Source organism: Comamonas sp. wu1-DMT, assembly GCF_040187805.1.
Lineage (GTDB): Bacteria > Pseudomonadota > Gammaproteobacteria > Burkholderiales > Burkholderiaceae_C > Comamonas > Comamonas thiooxydans.
This window is the reverse complement of record NZ_JBANEM010000001.1, coordinates 668,124-689,961: the sequence shown is the minus strand read 5'-3', so window position 1 is coordinate 689,961 and position 21,838 is coordinate 668,124. Positions and strand designations below refer to the sequence as shown.

At 62.5% G+C, this 21,838-nt stretch carries 13 protein-coding genes and 2 pseudogenes; 12 read left to right on the top strand and 3 right to left on the bottom strand.

Annotated features, from left to right (window positions below; all coding sequences use genetic code 11):
• The first annotated feature begins 62 nt into the window (after positions 1 to 62).
• Positions 63 to 4,073: a phosphoribosylformylglycinamidine synthase gene (gene purL, locus V8Z78_RS03150; RefSeq protein ID WP_349730859.1), complete on the top strand. Its 4,011-nt coding sequence runs from the start codon at positions 63 to 65 to the stop codon at positions 4,071 to 4,073.
• A gap of 132 nt (positions 4,074 to 4,205) precedes the next feature.
• Here the strand turns inward: purL and V8Z78_RS03145 are convergent, their stop codons facing one another.
• Positions 4,206 to 4,472, bottom strand: coding sequence for a hypothetical protein (locus V8Z78_RS03145; RefSeq protein WP_046460710.1), 267 nt, complete (start codon positions 4,470 to 4,472; stop codon positions 4,206 to 4,208).
• A gap of 500 nt (positions 4,473 to 4,972) precedes the next feature.
• Here V8Z78_RS03145 and V8Z78_RS03140 point away from each other — a divergent pair, with 500 nt between their 5' ends.
• The 6 genes and pseudogenes from V8Z78_RS03140 to V8Z78_RS03115 all read left to right on the top strand — a co-directional run bounded on the left by V8Z78_RS03140 (position 4,973) and on the right by V8Z78_RS03115 (position 14,114).
• Positions 4,973 to 5,347, top strand: coding sequence for a helix-turn-helix domain-containing protein (locus V8Z78_RS03140; RefSeq protein WP_003069723.1), 375 nt, complete (start codon positions 4,973 to 4,975; stop codon positions 5,345 to 5,347).
• 530 nt (positions 5,348 to 5,877) lie between these two features.
• Positions 5,878 to 7,290, top strand: coding sequence for an SWIM zinc finger family protein (locus V8Z78_RS03135; protein WP_046460792.1), 1,413 nt, complete (start codon positions 5,878 to 5,880; stop codon positions 7,288 to 7,290).
• Positions 7,287 to 9,044, top strand: coding sequence for a DUF5691 domain-containing protein (locus V8Z78_RS03130; protein ID WP_046460711.1), 1,758 nt, complete (start codon positions 7,287 to 7,289; stop codon positions 9,042 to 9,044). The genes V8Z78_RS03135 and V8Z78_RS03130 overlap by 4 nt, the downstream gene beginning before the upstream one ends.
• A gap of 37 nt (positions 9,045 to 9,081) precedes the next feature.
• A complete protein-coding gene (locus V8Z78_RS03125) occupies positions 9,082 to 10,164 on the top strand; it encodes an ATP-binding protein (RefSeq protein WP_046460712.1) in 1,083 nt (360 codons plus the stop codon).
• Positions 10,165 to 10,333: 169 nt separating this feature from the next.
• Positions 10,334 to 12,906, top strand: a pseudogene (locus V8Z78_RS03120) (DUF5682 family protein).
• Between the two features lie 2 nt (positions 12,907 to 12,908).
• Positions 12,909 to 14,114, top strand: coding sequence for a VWA domain-containing protein (locus tag V8Z78_RS03115; protein WP_046460714.1), 1,206 nt, complete (start codon positions 12,909 to 12,911; stop codon positions 14,112 to 14,114).
• Between the two features lie 33 nt (positions 14,115 to 14,147).
• Here the strand turns inward: V8Z78_RS03115 and V8Z78_RS03110 are convergent, their stop codons facing one another.
• On the bottom strand, positions 14,148 to 14,357 hold the full coding sequence (locus V8Z78_RS03110) for a hypothetical protein (protein WP_046460715.1): 210 nt from the start codon (positions 14,355 to 14,357) through the stop codon (positions 14,148 to 14,150).
• A 142-nt stretch (positions 14,358 to 14,499) separates the two neighbouring features.
• On the opposite strand from V8Z78_RS03110, the gene V8Z78_RS03105 reads away from it, so the two are divergent.
• The 4 genes and pseudogenes from V8Z78_RS03105 to egtB all read left to right on the top strand — a co-directional run bounded on the left by V8Z78_RS03105 (position 14,500) and on the right by egtB (position 19,058).
• Positions 14,500 to 15,519 carry a DUF808 domain-containing protein gene (locus V8Z78_RS03105; protein ID WP_046460716.1) on the top strand — a complete coding sequence of 340 codons (1,020 nt, stop codon included), beginning with the start codon at positions 14,500 to 14,502 and terminating at the stop codon, positions 15,517 to 15,519.
• Between the two features lie 203 nt (positions 15,520 to 15,722).
• Positions 15,723 to 16,337, top strand: a complete 615-nt coding sequence (locus V8Z78_RS03100; protein ID WP_003069736.1) for an OmpW/AlkL family protein — start codon at positions 15,723 to 15,725, stop codon at positions 16,335 to 16,337.
• A gap of 481 nt (positions 16,338 to 16,818) precedes the next feature.
• Positions 16,819 to 17,752 (top strand): annotated as a pseudogene (egtD, locus tag V8Z78_RS03095) (L-histidine N(alpha)-methyltransferase).
• Positions 17,739 to 19,058, top strand: coding sequence for an ergothioneine biosynthesis protein EgtB (gene egtB, locus V8Z78_RS03090; RefSeq protein WP_279087721.1), 1,320 nt, complete (start codon positions 17,739 to 17,741; stop codon positions 19,056 to 19,058). Before egtD ends, egtB begins: the two are co-directional and overlap by 14 nt.
• Before the next feature lie 27 nt (positions 19,059 to 19,085).
• Here egtB and V8Z78_RS03085 read toward each other — a convergent pair whose 3' ends face one another.
• On the bottom strand, positions 19,086 to 20,363 hold the full coding sequence (locus tag V8Z78_RS03085; RefSeq protein WP_003069743.1) for an O-acetylhomoserine aminocarboxypropyltransferase/cysteine synthase family protein: 1,278 nt from the start codon (positions 20,361 to 20,363) through the stop codon (positions 19,086 to 19,088).
• 208 nt (positions 20,364 to 20,571) lie between these two features.
• Between V8Z78_RS03085 and V8Z78_RS03080 the strand changes: the two genes are divergently transcribed.
• A complete protein-coding gene (locus V8Z78_RS03080; protein WP_003069744.1) occupies positions 20,572 to 21,768 on the top strand; it encodes a GGDEF domain-containing protein in 1,197 nt (398 codons plus the stop codon).
• Positions 21,769 to 21,838: the final 70 nt, after the last annotated feature.

Below are 21,838 nucleotides of genomic sequence, written 5' to 3'. Positions count from 1 at the left end.
CCTCTCAGGCAGGGGATTGACCAGGACGCTTTTCAACAGCCTTCACATAAACAGGCCGCCACGTGACATTGCATCTGACACAGTTTGAGGGTGGAAACGCCCTGAGCTCGTTCCGCGCCCAACAGCTTCTGACCGATCTGGTCGCCATCCACCCCAAGATCACCGGCGTATCTGCACGCTTTGTGCACCTGGTTGCCACCGAGGGCGCAGTTGCGCCCGGATTGCAAGAGCGCCTTTCGGCGCTCTTGACTTATGGTGACCCCTATAAGGGCAGCGTTGAAGGCCTGGCCTTCATCGTCACTCCCCGCCTGGGCACCATCTCGCCCTGGGCCTCCAAGGCCACCGATATCGCGCGCAACTGCGGCCTGAATGTGTTCCGTGTGGAACGCATGACCGAGTATCGCGTGGACGTGAAGTCAGGCCTGCTGGGCGGCAAGCCCGAGCTCTCGCCGCAGCAGACGGCTCAGATTGCCGCCTTGCTGCACGACCGCATGACCGAGTCCGTGTTTGCGACACGTGCTGAAGCAGAGCAGCTGTTCACCACCCTGGCGGCACAACCCATGGAGTTTGTGGATGTGCTGGGCGGTGGCCGCGCAGCACTGGAAACCGCGAACAAGCAATGGGGCCTGGCCTTGGCCGAAGACGAGATCGAGTATCTGGTCAACGCCTTCAACGATCTCAAGCGCAATCCCACGGATGTGGAGCTGATGATGTTCGCGCAGGCCAACTCCGAGCACTGCCGCCACAAGATCTTCAACGCCAAGTTCACCATCGACGGCGTGGAGCAGGAAAAGTCGCTGTTCGGCATGATCCGCAACACCGAAGCCTGCTCGCCCCAGCACACCGTGGTGGCCTATGCCGACAACGCTTCCATCATGGAAGGCCACGAGGTCGAGCGATTTGTCGCCAAGTTCGATGCCAAGGCAGACGCAGTCAGCGCGCCCAGCTACCAGAAGCAGGCGGCTACCAACCATGTGCTGATGAAGGTGGAAACACATAACCACCCCACGGCGATTTCGCCCTTCCCCGGCGCCTCGACCGGCAACGGCGGCGAAATCCGTGACGAAGGCGCAACCGGCCGTGGCTCCAAGCCCAAGGCCGGCCTGACCGGCTTCACCGTCTCCAAGCTCTGGGGCAGCGAAGTGGGCAAGCCCGAGCACATCGCCAGCCCGCTGCAGATCATGATCGAAGGCCCTCTGGGTGGCGCGGCGTTCAACAACGAGTTCGGTCGCCCCAATCTGACCGGCTATTTCCGCGAGTACGAGCAGCAGGTCGGCGATATCACACGCGGCTACCACAAGCCCATCATGATCGCCGGCGGCCTGGGCGTCATCGATTCCGAACTCACCAAGAAGATCGAGTTCCCGGCGGGCACGCTGCTGATCCAGCTGGGCGGTCCCGGCATGCGCATCGGCATGGGTGGCGGTGCGGCAAGCTCCATGGCTTCGGGCACCAATGCAGCAGAACTGGACTTCGACTCGGTGCAGCGCGGCAATCCCGAGATCGAGCGCCGTGCGCAGGAAGTCATCAATCATTGCTGGCAGCAGGGCGCAGGCAACCCCATCCTGGCCATCCACGACGTGGGTGCCGGTGGTATCTCCAATGCCTTCCCCGAGCTGACCAATGATGCCGGGCGCGGTGCACGCTTTGACCTGCGAGCCGTCAAGCTCGAAGAGTCCGGCCTGTCGCCCAAGGAAATCTGGTCCAACGAATCGCAGGAGCGTTACGTACTGGCCATTGCCCCCGAATCGCTGGAGCAGTTCACGGCCTTCTGCGAGCGCGAGCGCTGCCCGTTTGCCGTCATCGGCACGGCCACCGAAGAGCGCCAACTGGTGCTGGAGGACACGGCGGTCGAGTCCGGCGACCAGAAGTTTCCCGTGGACATGCCCATGAACGTGCTGCTGGGCAAGCCGCCCAAGGTGCACAAGGATGTGAGCAGCGTGGAGCGCCAGCTGCCCGCCATGGACCTGACCGGCGTGCCGCTGGAAAAGGCTGTGATCGAAGTGCTGGCCCACCCCACGGTGGCTTCCAAGCGTTTCCTGATCACCATTGGTGACCGTGCCGTCGGTGGCCTGACCCATCGCGACCAGATGGTCGGTCCCTGGCAGGTGCCGGTGGCCGACGTGGCCGTGACCCTGGCCGACTACAAGGGCTTCAAGGGTGAAGCCATGGCCATGGGCGAGCGCACACCGCTGGCCGCCATCGACGCACCCGCCTCGGGCCGCATGGCCGTGGCCGAAGCCATCACCAATATGCTGGCCGCCCCCATCGAGCTGTCCAAGGTGAAGATGTCGGCCAACTGGATGGCCGCCTGCGGCGAAGCCGGCGAAGACGCTGCGCTGTACGCCACCGTCAAGGCCGTGGGCATGGAACTGTGCCCCGCGCTGAACATCTCGATTCCCGTGGGCAAGGACTCCCTGTCCATGCGCACCCAGTGGAGCGAGAACGGGCAGACCAAGAGGGTCACCTCGCCCGTGAGCCTGATCATCACCGGCTTTGCCGCCATCGACGATGTGCGCACCACGCTCACGCCCCAGCTCAACGCCGAGGTGGAAGACAGCACCCTGGTGCTGATCGACCTGGGCCGCGGCAAGATGCGCATGGGCGGCTCCATCATCGGTCAGGTGCTCAATCAGTCGGGCAACGAGGTACCGGATTTGGACGAGCCCAAGGATCTGATCGCCATGGTGGATGCAGTGAATGCGCTGCGCGCCAAGGGACTGATCCTGGCCTACCACGACAGGGGCGACGGCGGCCTGCTGGCCACGGCCGCCGAAATGGCCTTTGCCGGCCATGTGGGCGTGGCCTTGAATGTGGACATGCTGATCACCGAAGGCGATGGCATCTCCGACAGCCGCATGGACAGCGGCGAAGGCAAGAACTGGGGCAAGCAGGTCTCCGGCCGTCGCGAAGACCTGACCCTGCGCGCGCTGTTCAACGAAGAGCTGGGCGCCGTGCTGCAGATCAGGACCGAGGACCGTGCCGAAGTGCTGCAGGTGCTGCGCGAACATGGCCTGATCCAGTGCAGCCATGTCATCGGCAAGACCCGTCCTGCTTCGTCCCCTGTGGACGCCGGCAAGGGCGAGCTGCAGGTGTGGCGCGATGCGAACAAGGTGTTCGGCGCAAGCCTGTCCGATCTGCACCAGGTCTGGGATGCCGTGAGCTGGAAGATCACCCAGCAACGCGACAACCCCGTTTGTGCCGACAGCGAGCATGCTGCGGCGGGCGAGCCTGCCGACCCCGGCATGCATGTGCATCTGACCTTCGACCCTCAGGAGAACGTGGCAGCGCCCTTCATCAACGTGGCTGCCAAGCCCCGCGTTGCGGTGCTGCGCGAGCAGGGCGTGAACTCCCATGTGGAAATGGCCTACGCCTTCACCGAAGCCGGCTTTGATGCGGTGGACGTGCACATGAGCGACCTGCAGTCCGGTCGTGCGCAGCTCAAGGACTTCGCCGGTGTGGTGGCCTGTGGCGGCTTCAGCTACGGCGACACCCTGGGTGCGGGCATTGGCTGGGCACGTTCCATCACTTTCAACGACCGTCTGTCCGAGCAGTTCCAGGCCTTCTTCGGTCGCAGCGACACCTTCGGTCTGGGCGTGTGCAACGGCTGCCAGATGTTCGCCGAGCTGGCCGATATCATTCCCGGTGCGCAGGATTGGCCGCGCTTCACGCAGAACCAGAGCAACCGCTTCGAGGCGCGTCTGAGCATGGTGGAAGTGCTGGAGTCGCCCAGCCTGTTCCTGCAAGGCATGGCCGGCTCCCGCCTGCCCATCGCCGTGGCGCATGGCGAGGGTTATGCCAACTTCCAGTTCCGTGGCAATGCCGAGCAAGTGGTCAAGGCCATGCGTTATGTGGACAACCACGGCCAGCCTACCGAGCAGTATCCGTTCAACCCCAACGGCTCGGCCGGTGGCCTGACAGCAGTGACGACGGCCGATGGCCGTTTCACCGCGATGATGCCTCACCCCGAGCGCGTGTTCCGCAACGTGCAGATGAGCTGGACCTCGGGCGACAAGTCTGAATTCAGCCCCTGGATGCGCGTCTGGCGCAACGCCCGCAAGTGGCTGGGTTGATTCCCTGGCACTGCTAGTGCAATCAAAAGGCTCTGCATTCTGCAGAGCCTTTTTTCATGGTTCATGGTCTTCCCGGAGGCCGACTTCAAGGATCGGATGAACTGCTTTCCGCGTCCTGTCGGAAGCGTAGGTCTAGATCGTCTCCAGTTGCTGCATCAGATGCTGGCGCATCAACTCGGCCATCTGCGCGGCTGGCTTCGCATCTATATGCCAGCGGCCATAGCTGGTAAGGATATTGAAGCCTCGCCGCATGTCCGGCACATGGTGGCTCAACGCATAGCCGATCAACTGCGCTTGGTGGCAGGCAATCTGGGCTTGCGGCACGGTTGCCGGCACCAACGAAGCTGCTGCCGCAAAAGCCTTGCCATCGGCATGCTGATCGAAAATGTTCTGGCTCATGACTCAAAACTCCAGTCGGGCCTGATCTGCAGGTCCTGGCGTTGGTGTTGAATAGCACATGCTTTCAGCTGCGCCGATTTGCCCGCGACAGTCGTGCATGGATAGCTGATGCTTTGACAGCATCAAGTCCGTAAACGCCGAATTCAGACAAAGGCTGAAATTGTCGAGCGCTACAGAACACATTCGTAGAGTGCCTGTTGTCGTAGCAGGCAAGATCCGTTGCCAACACTGCACCGGCTGTTGATGGGACAGCAGCTATCTGGACTGTTCCGTGTCCATTGGGCGACCGTAGGCCTTGGCTCTCAAGTCATGTGCGGGCCTGTGCTTAGGGGGGCTGCTTCATGTCAGAATCTATCGATTGATGTGAATAGGTGTAGTAGCTCTGTGCAAAGGGCTGCTGCTTTTTTGCCTCTAGTGCAGTGTTGTGAAGCGGCACTAGCTTGGCTTTGGTATGACAATAGTACGCAAATGCGTATATTTGTCAATATTGAGTTACTCATATGGGTATTGGTGCGCGTTTGCGTGAGGAACGAGAACGCCTTGGCTTGAACCAGGAAGGGTTTGGCCAACTTGGCGGTGTGCGCAAGCAGGCGCAGCTGCTCTACGAGAAAGACGAACGAAAGCCGGATAGCGATTACCTTGTTGCGGTTGCCGCAGCAGGTGTTGATGTGCTGTTTGTGCTGACAGGCCGGCGCCAGTCAGATCTTCCAGCGGGGGATGCCAGCGAACAGCTTTTGCTGGAGAACTTTCGACGCTGTTCGTTAGCTGCCAGACAGAATCTCTTGCAGTCTTCTGTGTTGTTGGCCGCGGGCTTGCCAGCCGAAGCATCGTCAGTGGCTAATTCTCCGACCCAGAGCCGACTTCCAAGGCTGTGACACAGGGCGTGTTTGGCATCGACGGTGTCCTGGTCGATTTGACCCAGAGCATTCAGACCCTCGGTAGCAATTTGACAGCCAGATAGGCAGCAAGGTGCACTTGCGGGCAGCTGGCGCGGTATGAGCACCGAAGCCGGGTCGAGCCATTGGTAAGCAAAAGTAGCAGGAATGTCGTGGCTTGGCTGCGGCGGAGTCGGTACTTGCATCTGCAGCAGCGTCGGTGGGCTGAATGTTCACCGGGAACAGCGGTACCGCAGCTTGACGAGGAAGCCGGTTGATGCATGTCACCCGGCTTCTCTATGTTCTGATTTTTTGCACGTTTTCATCGGCACAGTGCCATGGCGATGATAGGCTGACGCATTGCGCGCAACGGTTTGCGCGGTCTGTCAAACCACAGTTTTTGCCGCGCTGAAAGCACAGTTTCAGCAAAGTGCGGACGAGGTTTTCCGAGGGGAGTTTCGCACTCGCCCTTGGTGCGTAAGCGCCTCGAACTATCAGGATATTGCGTCGATTCGGGACGGGAGACATTGGTGTCGCGTGTATTAGCAACGGAAGCGGAAGTTTTGGCGCTGTCGCCGGATGCTGCGTCATCCAAGGCGGCCAAGGGACTGCAGTCCCTGAGCAAATGGCCGAACACAGGCAGCAATGATGCTGCGGTTTGGGGGGAATGCCAGGGCAGCGGCAGCAAGCCGTATCAGACTCAGGTCGATCTGAGCGGGCCGGCCTTCAAGTGCTCCTGCCCCAGCCGCAAGTTCCCCTGCAAGCACGGGCTGGCGCTGATGCTGCTGCGCGCAGGCGGCCAGGTGCCGGAGGGCGGCGAGCCCCCGGAATGGGTCAGCAACTGGTTGGGTGGGCGTCAGCAAAAAGCCGAGCAGAAGGAGGCCAAGGCGGCCGCCATTGCCGCTGCGCCAGTGGCGGATCAGGAGGCTCTGGCCAGACAGCAGGCCAAGCGCGAGGACAAGCGCTGGGACAAGGTTGCTGGCGGCATGCAGGAGCTGTCGCTATGGATGCAGGACATGGTGCGCACCGGCCTGGCCAATCAGGCCGGCGACAGCCAGACGCGCCAGCACTGGAACACCATGGCGGCACGCATGGTGGATGCCCAGGCCACGGGCATGGCCGCACGTATCAGGGAAGCCTGGGAGTTGGTGGGCAGCCACCCGACCTGGCCGCGTGACCTGCTGGTGCAGCTTGGCCATTGGCAGCTGCTGGTGGACGCGGTGCAGCGGCGTGACTCGCTGAGCCCCGAGGTGAAGGCCGACGTCATGGCTGCCCTGGGCTGGCCCATGGACAAGGCCGAAGTACAGGCCCGTGGCGAGACCATCAGCGACGATTGGCGGGTGCTGGGTCAGCGCCTGATCGAGCGCGAGGGTCGCCTGCTGGAACGCCGCGTCTGGCTGCAGGGCCTCAATACCGGCCGCGCGGCCCTGATGCTGGACTATGCCCAGGGCGGGCGAGGGTTCGAGACGGCCTGGGTGAGCGGCGGCGCTTATCGCGCAGCCTTGAGCTTTTATCCGGGCAGGGCGAGCCTGCGGGCGGTTGCTGTCAATGGGGTTGAAGCACTCGACAGCTCCGATGCCGCAGCCCTGACGCTCAAGGCTTTGGGCGAACCGTTGCTGCAACTGGGCGAGCGCATTGCCGCCAATGCGCTGCAGCCGGTGCAGCCGCTGTGGTGTGCGAATGCCCAGCTGCTGTATGTAGAGGGGCAATGGCTGGTGGGCTGGCCCACAGGGCAGAGCCAGCCGGCGCCCGTGCCTGCGGTGATTGCTGACGACGAAGCCTGGCGGCTGCTGGCGCTGAGCGGCGGCACGCCTCTGGCACTGTTCGGCGAGTGGGAGTGTGGGCCGCAACTGGGGCGCTGGCGCTTGCTCAGCGCCTGGCAGCAGGGTGCCCACAGCCAGGACTTGTCCCCCATCTGGCAGAACCAAGGAGAGATGCGATGAGCAGCGCCAATTTATGGGCTGCGCTGCAGCAGTCAAGTCTGGTCGGCGCGGACAGGCTGGCCGTACCTGCGGTGTTGACCGCGCAGGTCGATGCCGCAGCCAGCACCGGTTTGCAAGCCATGCAAGCCGCCTGGCTGCAACCGGCTGCATCAACGGCTGCACAGCTGCTGAGGGCCAGCGCCGTCGCTGCCGTCCTGGAGCGGGCGGGCTGGCAACCCGGCGCGCAGGTCAGGCTCGGCGCACCTTTGAGCTCCCCGGCATTGCCTGCCGACGAGTCTCGCCGTGCGCCCGAGGATGAGCGCTTGCATGGCCTGATGCGTGATGTGCTGCAGCATGGGCCAGAGAACATGCTGGCTCCCATGTTCCATGCCCTCGATCAGGCCGGACAGCGCTTGCCTCATGCGCTTCTGGTCGATGCTTTGAACGAAGGCCGCCGTTCGGTGGAACTGCGTACCTGGCTGACGCCGGTGCTGGGCGAGCGAGGACGCTGGCTGGCCGGGCTCAACCCGCAATGGAGCTATGCCAGCGGCGTGCAGGAGACAGCCAATGCCGAGCTGATCTGGCAGGAGGGCTCCATCGAGCAGCGCGTGGCGCTGCTGCACAGCGAACGTGAGACCGATGCCGACCAGGCGCGCGCCAGACTGGAAGCCAGCTTGAAGGAGCTCAATGCCAAGGAGCGTGCGCCCATGGTGCTGGCTCTGGGCGTGGGACTGTCCATGGCGGACGAGCCGCTGCTGGAAAAGCTGCTGACCGATCGTAGCAAGGAGGTGCGCGAGAACGCGGCCCGTCTGCTGTCGCGTTTGCCGCAAAGCGCGCACAGCCTGCGCATCACGGGCTGGCTGCAGTCCATGCTGAGCCGCAATGCCAAGGGGGAATGGCAGATCGAGCCGCCCGAGGAGGGCAGCAAGGACTGGGAGCGCGACGGCATTGCGCTGCAACCGCCGGCCTATATCAAGGGCGTGAAAGCCTGGTGGCTGCAGCAGATGGTGGAGCTTGCGCCCATCGATTTCTGGCTGCAGACCCTGGAGATGACGCCCGAGCAGCTCTGGGACTGGAGCCGCCGCAGCGACTGGAAGACCGCTTTGCGTCAGGGCTGGCTGGCGGCCCTGCGCGATCAGCCCGATGTGCGCTGGATTGCGCTGTTGCAGACCATGGAACGCGATGCACGGGCCGAAGCGCTGCTGCCGGCCCTGCTGGACCGGCTGAGCCAGCAGGAGCGCGAGGCGCTGTGGCAGGCGCAGTTGCAGCAGGCCAAGGGTAGCCTGGTGGACCGCATCAACAGCATCGAGAGCAGCATGCCCGTGGTTGGCGTATTTTCTCAATCCATGTCTGAGCAACTGATGGACGCTCTGGACAAGGCGCTGGGCGGCAAGCAGGCCACGGGCAGCTGGCATAGCTGGCAGGCCGATCAGGCCGTGCTGGCCTGCGCGCGCCGGCTGCATCCGGCCGTTCTGCCGCGCTTTGTGCGGCTCTGGCGTCAGCCTCCACAGGCTGAGGAACCTGCCGTGCCAGAGCTGCAGCCCGAGGCAGCAGCCCCGTCAGGGCTGGCCGGGCTCTGGCAAAAATTGGTATCCAAGGTGGCCGATGCGGCCGAAGAGGCCACTACCGTTGCTGCGCAAAGCAGCCTGACTCCCGAACAACAGGCGCGGCTGGAGCGCGCCCGCCTGCGCCCCTGGGATGACGAGCGCGTGCTCGAGCAACTCAACCGTATCGCCGATCTGCGCCTGGCCCTGCAGGCCGCGCTGAGCGCCTAAGCCTTCGAATTTTTCTGCATTCAACCCGAAAGTCATCATGAGCCAAGTACTACGTCAGCACGCCGAGGCGCAATTTGCCGAAGAACTCGATGCCCTGCAGAAGGTGGACGACCGTCCGCGCCCGCCCAACTGGAAGCTCTCACCCTGGGCCGTGCTCCAGTATCTGATGGGTGGCAAGCTCAGCAACGGGTTTGAGCTCAGCCCCAAATACATCGGCAATCCGCGCCTGATGGAGATTGCCGTGTCCACGCTGGCCACCGACCGTGCCTTGCTGCTGTATGGCGTGCCCGGCACGGCCAAGTCCTGGGTGTCCGAGCATCTGTCTGCGGCCGTGAGCGGCGATTCGACCATGCTGATCCAGGGCACGGCCGGCACCAGCGAGGAGCAGCTGCGCTATGGCTGGAACTACGCCCAGTTGCTGGCCCACGGTCCGTCCGAGAAAGCGTTGATTCCCAGCCCGCTGGTCAACGCCATGAAGCTGGGCAAGATCGCGCGCATCGAGGAGCTCACACGTATTCCCGCCGATGTGCAGGACACGCTGATCACCGTGCTGTCCGAAAAGACGCTGCCCGTGCCGGAACTGTCCATGGAGTTCCAGGCCGTTCAGGGATTCTCTGTCATCGCCACGGCCAATAACCGCGACAAGGGCGTCAACGAGTTGTCGAGCGCATTGAAGCGCCGCTTCAATACCGTGGTGCTGCCTGTACCCGCCTCGCAGGACGAGGAGGTGCAAATCGTCACCAAGCGGGTGGCCGAGCAGGGGCGGGCGCTGCAGCTGCCAACCGAGCCGCCTGCGCTGCAGGAAGTGCGCCGCGTGGTGCAGATCTTCCGCGAGCTGCGCCACGGCCAGACCGAGGACGGCAAGACCGTGCGCGTGAAGTCGCCCAGCTCCACGCTGTCCACGGCGGAGGCCATCTCGGTCATCAACAGCGGTATGGCGCTGGCCGGTCATTTCGGCGATGGCGTGCTGCGTGCGGCCGATGTGGCCTCGGGCCTGCTGGGAGCCGTGATCAAGGACCCGGTGCAGGACACGGTGGTGTGGAAGGAATATCTGGAGACCGTGGTCAAGGAGCGTAGCGAATGGAAGGATCTGTACCGCGCCTGCCGCGAGCAGCTGTGAGTTGTGCTGCAGTGAATACAGCTCTTGATACGTCGTTGCATCACCTCGCCCTGGCGTTGCCACTGTCTTCGGTGATGACGCCTCGTCTCAACCGCCCATCTGTGATGGGCTGAGCTGTCTTCACTGCCAGAGACCTTGCCATCCCTTTCTTGAGCCGTCTGACAAGCCCATGGCCACTTCCGCTGATTCTGTTCATTTCTTTGGCATACGCCATCACGGCCCGGGCTGCGCTCGCAGTCTGCTGCAGGCGCTTGAGGCCTTGCAGCCCGATTGCCTGCTGGTGGAAGGCCCGCCCGAGGGGGAGGCGCTGCTGCCCATGCTGCAAAGCGCCGAGCTGCGCCCGCCCGTGGCCATGCTGGTCTATATGCAGGACGAGCCCAGCCAGGCTGCGTTCTATCCGTTTGCCGAGTTCTCACCCGAATGGCAGGCATTGCAGTGGGCCAGTCGCCGGGGTGTTGCAACCCGCTTCATCGACCTGCCGCAGACCCATGGCATGGCCATCGAGTTTGCACGACGCGAAGCACTGAAGAAGGCCGCACAGGAGGCCGAGGAGGCGATGCTGTCGGTGGCTGTCCCGGACTCGGAGCAGGATGCACCAGATGTCGGGGAGGCCGCGACGCTTGCCGATATGCAGGACGGCGATGAGCATGAGCTGCAGCTGGACCTCCCGGCACCGGCTCCTCAACACCTGCACCGCGATCCGCTGGACTGGCTGGCCCATGCCGCAGGCTTTGACGATGGCGAGAGCTGGTGGAACCGTCTGGTCGAGGAGCGAGGCGACAGCGAAGCACTGTTCGAGAGCATTGGCGAGGTGATGACGGCAGCTCGCGAAGAGCTGGCCAAGGACGGCGAACATTGGCGTGGCGAGGAATACATGAAGCGCGAAGCACTGCGCGAAGCCCATATGCGCCAGTGCATTCGCGAGGCGATCAAGGCCGGTCACCAGCGCATTGCCGTGGTTTGTGGCGCCTGGCATGTGCCGGCGCTCAAGGCCAGCGTGACGGCCAAGGCAGATAGCGCCCTGCTCAAGGGCCTGCCCAAGGCCAAGGTGATGGCGACCTGGGCCCCCTGGACTTATCGCAATCTGGCCAGCAGCAGCGGCTATGGCGCGGGTGTGACTTCTCCGGGTTGGTACCAGCATCTGTGGCAGTGCTATCAATCGTCCCCGGGTTTTGAGTCAAATCAGCCTCAAACGCTTGATGGTAAAGCGCAAGCAGCTATCAAAAACGACGTTTCTCCAGCCACGCTGCGCACGGCGGGCTGGCTGACGCGCGTGGCCCATCTGCTGCGCGACAAGGATCTGGACTGTTCCAGCGCCCACATCATCGAGGCCACGCGTCTGGCCGAGGGCTTGGCGGCGCTGCGCGGCCAGCCCGTGCCCGGCCTGGACGAAATCAACGAGGCCATAGTCACCGTGATCTGCATGGGCGAGGACGCACCGCTCAGGTTGATCGATGAGGAGCTGACCGTCGGTCATGTGCTGGGCCAGGTGCCCGCCGATGTACCCCAGGTGCCGCTGCAGCGCGATATCGAGCAGCAGCAGAAGTCGCTGCGCCTCAAGCCCGAGGCGGCAAGCAAGCTGCTGGCGCTGGATTTGCGCAAGGACATGGATCTGGCACGCAGCCATTTTCTGCACCGTCTGAGACTGCTCGGCATTGACTGGGCGTTCGCGCCACCGATGCCCAGCGCAACCGGGGCACTTTCCGCGAAAGCTGGCAGCTGCAGTGGGAGCCCGAGCTGGCGGTGCGCATCATCGAGGCCAGCGTGCACGGAGCGACCGTGGCCCAGGCCGCCACGGCCAGGCTGCGCTCCAGCCTGACCCCCGAGACCTCGCTGCCCGAAATCGCGCAGGCCATCGATGATGCGCTGCTGGCCGATTTGCCGCAGCTGGTCGAGGCCCTGATTGCCACACTGGCCCAGCGTGCAGCCACCACGGGTGATGTGGCCCAGTTGCTGCAGGCCTTGCCGCCACTGGCCAATGTCTATCGCTATGGCAGTGTGCGCCAGACGGATACAGCCCTGCTGGCCGGCGTGATCGATTCGCTGATGCTGCGCGCCGCCATCGGCCTGCCTGTCGCCTGCATGGCCATGGACGAGGATGCTGCGGTCGCCATGAAGACCAAGGTGCTGGCGGCCCACGAGGCACTGCGGTTGCGCACCAGCAACGGCGAGGCGCAGCAAGCGGTGGATGCCTGGCGCCTGGCACTGCGCAGCTTGGCCATGGGGGATGCCGCAGCGGCACTGCTGCGCGGCATGGCTTGCCGTTTGCTGCTGGACGAGCAGTTGCTGGAAAGCGCCGAGATCGTGCGCCAGTTCAACCGCAATCTTTCACTGGGTGCGGCGCCCATGGATGTGGCGGCCTGGCTGGACGGTTTTCTGAACCAGCAGGCGCTGGTGTTGCTGCATGACGAGTCCATCTGGGGTGCTGTCGATGCCTGGCTCAGTGGTCTGGGCGAGGTGCAGTTTGCCCAGATTCTGCCGCTGGTGCGGCGTAGCTTCTCGAGCTTCAGCAATCACGAGCGCCAAAGCCTGGGCGACAAGGTCAAGCGAACGCCTGTGGGAGGCGTTGCGGCACCCGATCCTGCCGTAGGTGCTGCGGACGATGCCGCGCCCTGGGATGAGTCGCGTGCCTTGCTGGCCTTGCCCGTGCTCAATGAGTTGCTGGGCTTGAATCTGCCACAGGCGCTGATGGGGCAAGCCCAGGCAGCTACCGAATTTGATGCGGCCGCGGCCAAGGTGTGACGATGAAGCAAACAGCAAACTTGGCGACCGAGCCGCAACAGGAGTCCGAAGAGCTGCAGCCCACTACGCGGCTGCAGCGCTGGCGCATGGTGCTGGGTAGCCCCGCTGACGCCAGTTGCGGCGGTGTGACGGGCCGCTTGCAGGAGATGGACCAGGCGCTGGCCGCCTTGTATGAGGAAGACAGCAAGCTGGCATCGCGCAAGGGCGGACGCGGCAACTCCTCGCCTTCGGTATCGCGCTGGCTGGGCGATATCCGCAAATACTTTCCGAGCCAGGTCGTGCAGGTCATGCAGCGCGATGCCATGGAGCGCCTGAATCTGCGCGAGCTGCTGCTGCAGCCCGAGATGCTGGAGAACGTGCAGCCCGATGTGCATCTGGTGGCGGACCTGATTTCGCTGGGCTCGGTGATTCCGCAGAACACCAAGGCCACGGCGCGGCTGGTGGTGCGCAAGGTGGTGGACGAGCTGATGAAAAAGCTCGAGGAGCCCATGCGCAGTGCCGTGGCCGGGGCGCTGGATCGCAGCCAGCGCAACCGACGCCCGCGGCATGCAGAAATCGACTGGAATCGCACCATACGCGCCAACCTGCGCCATTGGCAGCCCGAGTACAAGACCATTGTTCCAGAGACGCTGATCGGTTATGGGCGCAAGGCGCGCCGCCCGCAGCGCGAGGTGATTCTGTGCATTGACCAGAGCGGCTCCATGGCTAACTCGGTGGTCTATTCCAGCATCTTTGGTGCGGTGATGGCCAGCCTGCCGGCCGTAGCCACCAAGCTGGTGGTGTTTGATACGGCCGTGGTTGATCTGACGGAAAAGCTCGACGACCCCGTGGATGTGCTGTTTGGCGTGCAACTGGGCGGCGGCACCGATATCAATGGTGCGGTCGGCTATTGCCAGGGACTGATCAGCGAGCCGCGCAACAGCATTCTGGTGCTGATCTCCGACCTCTACGAGGGCGGTGTGGAGTCGGGCCTGCTGCGCCGCGCCAACGAGCTGGTGGAAGCAGGCGTGCAGTTCATTACGCTGCTGGCGCTCAGCGACGAGGGCGCACCGGCCTATGACGCGGAACTGGCGGCCAAGCTGGCGGCACTGGGCGTGCCCTCGTTTGCCTGTACCCCCGATGCCTTTCCACAGCTTATGGCTGCGGCCATCCGTCGCGACGATGTGGCAGCCTGGGCGGCGACACAGGGCTTCAAGATCAGCAAATAAGAGGACTGCCCGAAGAAGGCTGCTTGTTGGGGCTCAGCCCGGCAGAACGACGCCGAGTTTGGCCAGCCTGGCGGCCATCACATCACGGCGGCGCGCGGCCTTGGCAGCGGTTTCGCTGACCGTTGCAATGGTCTTGGGGCCTTTGCCTGCGGCGGCCTTGACCAGCGCGGCCTTCTTGGCGGCCTCTGCGGCAAGTTTGCGGTAGCTGGCAATCAGTTCGGCATGAGCGATGGCTTGAGTCACAGGGTTTCCGTTCGATGAGGGCGCTCATTGTCGCTGCAAAGCCTTGGCCGTGCTGATCGCGTAGGCGATTGGCAACTTCCTGTCGCAATCGTGGCACGGTTTGCAGGCATGATGGCGATTTTGCAAACCAGCGGGAGAAGCGATGGCAGGTGCCGGCCTTTTGATGTTGCTAGACGATATTGCTAGCTTGCTCGACGACGTGGCCTTGATGACCAAGACCGCGGCAGGCAAGAGCACGGCAATTCTGGACGATGTGGCTACCCAGACCAAGGTTGCGGTGCAGAAGACGGCCGGCGTGCTGGGCGATGACCTGGCTCTCAATGCCGAGCAGGTCACGGGAGTGAAGGCCAACCGGGAGCTGCCCGTGGTCTGGGCAGTGGCCAAAGGTTCATTGATGAACAAGGCCATCCTGGTGCCGGCGGCGCTGTTGATCAGCGCTTTTGTGCCCTGGTTGATCACGCCCTTGCTGATGGTGGGGGGCGCTTTTCTGTGCTTTGAAGGCGTGGAGAAGATCCTTGAGCTGTTTCACAAGCATCAAAAGCATGATGCGCATGATGCCGTGGTGGATGCCGAGGAGGCGGCCCATAAAGGTGTTGCGCCTTCATCGGTGCGTGCCGCGCGTGAAAAGCAGATGGACCCGATGGAGTACGAGAAGCAGAAGGTCAAGGGGGCCGTGCGCACGGACTTTATCTTGTCGGCCGAAATCATGGCGATTGCGCTGGGTACGGTGTCCGCCAAACCCATCTGGGAGCAGGCCTCGGTGCTGATCGCTGTAGCTCTGGCCATCACCGTGTTCGTCTATGGACTGGTGGCCGGGATCGTGCGCATGGATGACGTGGGCGGCTGGCTGATGGCCAAGAGTAGCAGCACTGCCAAGGCCATGGGCCGTGGTCTGATTGCTTTTACCCCGTGGCTGATGCGCGGGCTGTCCATCGTGGGCACGGCTGCCATGTTCATGGTGGGAGGTAGCTTGCTGGCGCACGGCATAGAGCCGGTCGAACATTGGATAGAGCAGGTGATTGTGCCCACGGGCGGTATTGTTGCAGCGCTGGGACCGGTGTTGGTGCATGTGCTGGTTGGGGCCGTCATTGGCGGTGCGGTTGTGGTGTGCGTGGAGTTGTGGCACAAGCTGCGACCAGCCAGGGTGGCTCATCCGAATTGACGACTACCATCACTGCTGACGCAAATTTTTGCGCTTCATCAGTATCCTGGGCGGACGTGGCCGATGGGCAACGTCCGCTTTTTTCTTTGCGGTGTTGGTGTGCGGGTTGACCTGGGACAAACCCGTGTGGCAGTGGCTTTGTTTCAATGGATGCCAAGGGATGCAAAGCATTGCTCTCACCCAATTCTTCAAGGAAAGAACCCATGAAAAAGACTCTGATCGCGATTGCTGCTGTTGCCAGCGCCCTGACGGCCGGTACCGCTTTTGCCCAATCTTCGTTTGACGGCTCCAGCCCTTGGCAGGTTCGCGTGCGTGCTCTGCATCTGGATAGCGACAACGGTGGCGCTGCCGGAGACGCAGGCGTGAGCATCAACAACAAGTGGATGCCTGAGCTGGACGTGTCCTACTTCTTCACGCCCAACATCGCGGCAGAACTGGTGCTGACCTATCCTCAAAAGCATGATGTGCGCCTGAATGGCGGCAAGATCGGTTCGCTCAAGCATCTGCCCCCCACCTTGCTGGCGCAGTACCACTTCACCAACTTTGGGGCCTTCAAGCCTTATGTGGGGGCTGGCGTGAACTACACACGCTTCTCGAACGTGGACATCCTGGATGGTGCCGTGACCGTGAAGAAGAACAGCTTTGGCGGCGCGCTGCAGGTTGGCTTCGACTATGCGCTGGACAAGAACTGGTCACTGAACTTCGACATCAAGAAGGTGTATCTGGGTACCAAGATCACAGGTGCAGGCGTGTTTGAAAACACCAAGTTCAAGGTTGACCCATGGCTGGTGGGCGTGGGCGTGGGCTATCGCTTCTGATAGCTTCACGGCAAAGAGTGTTCTTGTCTGCGGCCTTCTTCCCGCAGGCGAGGCACGCACCGCAGGCTCTGCGGTGCATCGGAGTCAGCAGGTCGGCATGGCCTGATGACTTCGGAGGCTAGGGTGTATGTTTAGATCGGTATTCCGCCAGCGCGGGGTACCGATTTTTTTTGCTGAATTCTTTGACCAGTATTGACTTTGTCAGCATTGCTGCATGTGCATGCAGTAAAAGGATCGCTGGCTTCAGTCCTACTTCTGCCGATTGCCGGCCGCGCTAGGCTGAGGGTCTAAAGCAGGCTTGGCAGTGATGGCGCGGGCAATGGCTGCATCGCGCGATCAGCTCATCAGGAGGATCAGCATGCGCGCGACACCGGACAGGCAGGCAGCATCGATAGAGTTTGCATCACGCGCAGGGCGCATTCCATTGCCTCTGGCGTCCTCGTTGAGACCTCCACCGCTTCAGGACGAGGGTTGCAGCTTCATGGACGCGTATACCCCCCCCGACGCATCTGCGCTATGAGCTGGCGCAGGGGCTGATGCAGCGGCAGGCGCAGATTTCTCCCAAGTTCCTATATGACGCGCATGGCTGCGCCCTGTTTGAGCAGATAACCGAGCTGCCCGAGTACTACCCCACAAGAACCGAGGCTGCCATCATGGCTCGCTATGACCTGGAGATCGCCCAAGCCATGGCGGGTTGCCAGGTGTTGATAGAGCTGGGAGCGGGCAATTGCGAAAAAGTGCGGCGCCTGTGCCGCAGCGTGGGGCCGCAGCAGTTTCTGGGAGTGGATATTGCGGTCGAGTTTCTGCAGGCCGCTGTGGCCAGGCTGGAGCACGACTTCCCGCGACTTACGGCTCGTGCAGTTGCGGCGGATTTCACGGGGGACTGGCATTTGCCGTCAGGCGTGCCACAGACGCGGCGTGAGCTGTTCTATCCTGGCTCCTCGATCGGCAACTTCGATACGCAGCAGGCTTTGCATATGCTCGGACATATGCATTCACTTCTGGGGGGCGACGGCGGGCTGCTGATTGGCATTGATCTGCCCAAGCCGGTACCGGTTCTGATAGCCGCTTACGACGATGAGCAGGGCGTCACAGCCGAATTCAATCTCAATGTGCTCAATCATGTGAACCGTCTGCTGGGCAGCGATTTCAATCTTCAGGACTGGGCGCATGAGGCGCGCTTCGACAGCCGGACATCGCGGATAGAGATGCATTTGCGCGCCCGTCGCCCCGTCATGGTGTGCTGGCCTCAGGGCCTGCGCTATTTTGCTCAGGGCGAGACCATCCATACGGAGAACAGCTACAAATACCCGCTGTCCGATTTCCTCTCCATGCTGGCTTGCGCGGGATTTGCCGCGCCCAGGGTCTGGACCGATGAGCAGCAATGGTTTGCCGTCATTCATGCCCATGCCTGAAACCATGGCGCTGCCATTTTTCATGACACCTGCTGCCGGGGACTGGATAGTGCTGGCGCAGCAGTTCGAGCGGGTGAGGGCCTGCACGCAAAAGCTGGCTGCGCCCTTGTCTGCAGAAGATGCCTGCGTGCAATCCATGCCGGATGCCAGTCCTGCCAAATGGCATCTGGCCCATACCAGCTGGTTCTTCGAAACCTTTGTACTGGCCGTGCACCAGCCAGGGCATCAGGCTTTTGACGGCAGTTTTCGCATGCTATTCAACTCCTATTACCAGCAGGTGGGTGCACGCCATCCCAGAGCCCAGAGGGGCTTGTTGACCAGACCGGCTCTGGCGCAGGTCATGGCCTATCGCGCTGTGGTGGATGAGCAGATGCTGGCGCTGATGGCCGCCATGAAAGAGAAAAGTCCGACGACTCAGCAGGCCGTTGCTCAGCTCGTCGCATTGGGCTTGCAGCACGAGCAGCAGCATCAGGAGTTGATGCTCACCGATATCAAGCATTTGCTTTCTTGTCACCCGCTCTGGCCTGCTTATGCGTCAGATGGGGTGGCAGAGGAGAATTGCGTGCAGGCCTATGCTGATCTCACATGGCTGCCGCTTGAGGCGGGCATCTACAGCATGGGTCATGGCGGCGGCAGCTTTGCGTTTGACAATGAAATGCCTAGGCACAGTGTCTATGTGCAAGCTGCGCAGATTGCATCGAGGCCCGTGAACAATGGCGAGTTTCTGCGCTTTGTGCTGGATGGCGGCTACAGCCAGCCTCAATGGTGGTTGGCCGAAGGCTGGGACTGGTGCCAGGCCCAGCAACTGAGCCACCCCTGGTACTGGAGGCAAGCTGAAGATGCTGCGGGCTGGCAGGAGTTCAGCCTGTATGGCGTGACGGCTCTGCATGCACTGAGGCCTGCCTGCCATATCTCCTATTTCGAGGCTGATGCCTATGCGCGCTGGGCCGGTGCGCGCCTGCCGACGGAGATGGAGTGGGAGGTGGCAATGGGCAGGCTGGCCTGGCCTGCGTCCCGCTTCGGCGAGCCTGGCCGTCTGCACCCCGAGGTTGCAGGCACCCGTGCGGGAGCCGCAATCGGCCAGGTCTGGGAGTGGACGCATTCGTCCTATGCCGCCTACCCGGGCTTTCGTGTGGCTGAGGGGGCTGTGGGGGAGTACAACGGCAAGTTCATGGTCAACCAGTATGTGCTGCGCGGCGGCTCCTGCCTCACGCCTGCCGGTCATGCGCGGCTGACCTATCGCAACTTCTTTCCCGCAATGGCTCGCTGGCAGATGACGGGGCTGCGACTGGCGCGCGATGCCTGAAGTCGCGCGCCGGAGTCTCAGCCCGCTTCAGACCTGTTTCAACGCCTGGTTCAGGTCGGCCAGCAGATCGTCAATATGCTCAATGCCCACGGACAGGCGCACCATGCCTTCGGTCACGCCGGCCTTGGCCAGTTCGTCCGCATCCAGCTGACGGTGCGTGGTTGAAGCGGGGTGGGTGGCCAGCGACTTGGCATCGCCGATATTGACCAGGCGCGTGAACAGCTGCAAGGCGTCCAGGAAGCGTGCTCCGGCCGCACGGCCTTCGCTGCCCTTGAGGCTGAACGACAGAATGCCCGATGCGCGGCCGCCAGACTGTTTTTGCACGATGGCATGGTCGGGGTGGTCTTTCAGGCCTGCATAGCGCACCCATTCCACCTTGGGGTGTTTTTGCAGCGTTTCTGCAATCTTCTGCGTGTTTTCGCAGATGCGGTCCATACGCAGGGCCAGGGTTTCGATGCCTTGCAGAATCTGGAAGGCGTTCTGCGGCGAGATGGCGGCGCCCATATTGCGCAGCGGAACGACGCGGGCGCGGCCGATGAAGGCGGCGGGGCCCAGTGCTTCAGTGTAGACCACGCCGTGATAGCTGACGTCGGGTTCGTTCAGGCGCTTGAAGCGGGCCTTGTGCTCCGCCCAGGGGAACTTGCCGCTGTCCACGATCGCCCCGCCAACGCTGGTGCCGTGGCCGCCCAGGTATTTGGTCAGCGAATGCACGACGATGTCAGCGCCATGCTCGAACGGGCGCAACAGATAGGGAGAGGGCACGGTGTTGTCGACGATCAGCGGCACGCCGTGCCGGTGGGCCACATCGGCCAGAGCGCGGATATCGGTCACATTGCCCAGCGGGTTGCCGATGGACTCGATGAATACCGCCTTGGTCCTTGCATCGATCAGCTTGCCGAAGCTGGCCGGATCGCGCGGATCGGCAAAGCGCACCTCGATGCCTTGCTGCGGGAAGGTGTGGGCAAACAGGTTGTAGGTGCCGCCGTAGAGCGTGCTGGCCGACACGATGTTGTCACCCGTTTCGGCCAGGGTCTGGATGGCGGCGGTGATGGCAGCCATGCCCGATGCCACGGCCAGTGCGGCAATGCCGCCTTCGAGCGCCGCGACGCGCTTTTCCAGCACGTCGGTGGTGGGATTCATGATGCGCGTGTAGATATTGCCCGGGACCTTCAGATCAAACAGATCGGCGCCATGCTGGGCGCTGTCAAACGCGTAGGCCACCGTCTGGTAGATGGGCACGGCCACAGCCTTGGTGGTGGGGTCGGGGGAATAGCCGGCATGTACGGCGAGTGTCTCTATGCGCATGTGTGTGTCTCTTTGGCAAGTTATTCGAACGCCACAGCCCGGGCTTTGGCGTCATTGATTATGGGCAGGACGTTGACTCAGGAGAACGACCTAATGGCTATGTGCTTATGCCAGAGTGAAAGCGAGCGCTGTATTGGAATATTGGAGATACTTCTCGCCGGAGAATGGACGACGTTGAATTCACAGTTTCCTGCGCGGAGAACCTAAATTGGGCCAGCCTGCAGATTTGTACTTTGCCTTGATTGCGCCGGCTTGCGTGGTGTTGTTCGGGTTTGCCTTGTTGGCTTGCTGGTATGTGCAGCGCCGACAGCCGCGTGCGCTGTTCCTGCTCTGGCTGGTGGGCGGTTATGTGTTGCTTGCGACGGCTCTGGCTGCGCAAAGCCTGATGAGCAATGCGCAGCTGAGCCAGTTTGCAATCGCCACGGCATGTCTGTATCTGCTGGGGACCTGGTCGCTGGCGCAAGGGGTGTCCCTGAGGCAGGGGGCTGCAGGGGCGAGTGTGCCCTGCGGCCTGTTGATCGCTGTCGCCGCCCTGTCCGCGCTGTTCTATTTTTCCCGGATCGAGAATGATTTGTGGGTCCGCGTGCAGTGCCTGGCTCTGGCCATGGCCTTGCAGCTGGCCCTGGCCATGCCGGCATTTCTCAAGGCCGATTCGTCAAAGGACTGGCTGGAGCGTGGCGTGCGCTGGGCCTATGGGCTCAACGTCTGTTATGCCTTGTTCAGGCCGGCGGCCGTAAGTCTGTTGCCCGTTCACGAAGTGCAGGAGCTGACCCGATCTGGATACTGGTTGCTCACCCAGGCCATAGCGCTTCTGTTTGCGATGTGGTTTGCGGTAGGACTGCTGGCCTGCTCGGTCAGGGATGTGATGACGACATTGCGCGAAGAGCGCAACCGTGACTCTTTGACGCGCCTGCTCAATCGCCGCGCCTTCATGGAGGCCGCAGAGTCGCGCTTGGCCGATCAGCGGCTGGTGCCCTGGGCCGTGGTTGCCGTGGACATCGATCATTTCAAATACATCAACGACAACTGGGGCCATGCGGCCGGCGATCAGGTGCTACAGCAACTGGCACAGTTGCTGACTCAGCAGGTCAGAGACTGCGATCTGGTTGCCCGCTTCGGCGGAGAGGAGTTTGTCTTGCTGCTCTCCCGAGTGCAGCTGTTCGAAGCGCAAGCCATTGTGGAGCGTGTGCGTGAGCGCTTGCAAAGCCAGGTGCTCGGAGGATTGGCTGCGCAACTCAGGGTAACAGCCAGTTTTGGCATCGCTGCACTCAGTTCCGCACAGGATCTCGAGCAGGCACTGGCTCGGGCCGATGCGCTGCTATACCAGGCCAAGAAGGCAGGGCGGGATTGTGTCATGAGTTCTGCGCAGGACGAGAGCGAGCTGCAATGGAAAATGTTTGCCTGAATCCCGCTGTCGGGCGCAGAGTCTATGGTGCTTTGACGATTGGCTTCTTTTCGCGATCTGAGGGCTGAAC

Excerpts from the sequence above, each read along its gene's own strand:
- V8Z78_RS03115 (WP_046460714.1), top strand. The coding sequence starts at position 12,909 with ATGAAGCAAACAGCAAACTTGGCGACCGAGCCGCAACAGGAGTCCGAA.
- V8Z78_RS03085 (WP_003069743.1), bottom strand. The coding sequence starts at position 20,363 with ATGCGCATAGAGACACTCGCCGTACATGCCGGCTATTCCCCCGACCCC.
- V8Z78_RS03125 (WP_046460712.1), top strand. The coding sequence starts at position 9,082 with ATGAGCCAAGTACTACGTCAGCACGCCGAGGCGCAATTTGCCGAAGAA.
- V8Z78_RS03130 (WP_046460711.1), top strand. The coding sequence starts at position 7,287 with ATGAGCAGCGCCAATTTATGGGCTGCGCTGCAGCAGTCAAGTCTGGTC.
- egtB (WP_279087721.1), top strand. The coding sequence starts at position 17,739 with ATGCCCATGCCTGAAACCATGGCGCTGCCATTTTTCATGACACCTGCT.
- V8Z78_RS03140 (WP_003069723.1), top strand. The coding sequence starts at position 4,973 with ATGGGTATTGGTGCGCGTTTGCGTGAGGAACGAGAACGCCTTGGCTTG.
- V8Z78_RS03100 (WP_003069736.1), top strand. The coding sequence starts at position 15,723 with ATGAAAAAGACTCTGATCGCGATTGCTGCTGTTGCCAGCGCCCTGACG.
- V8Z78_RS03105 (WP_046460716.1), top strand. The coding sequence starts at position 14,500 with ATGGCAGGTGCCGGCCTTTTGATGTTGCTAGACGATATTGCTAGCTTG.
- V8Z78_RS03145 (WP_046460710.1), bottom strand. The coding sequence starts at position 4,472 with ATGAGCCAGAACATTTTCGATCAGCATGCCGATGGCAAGGCTTTTGCG.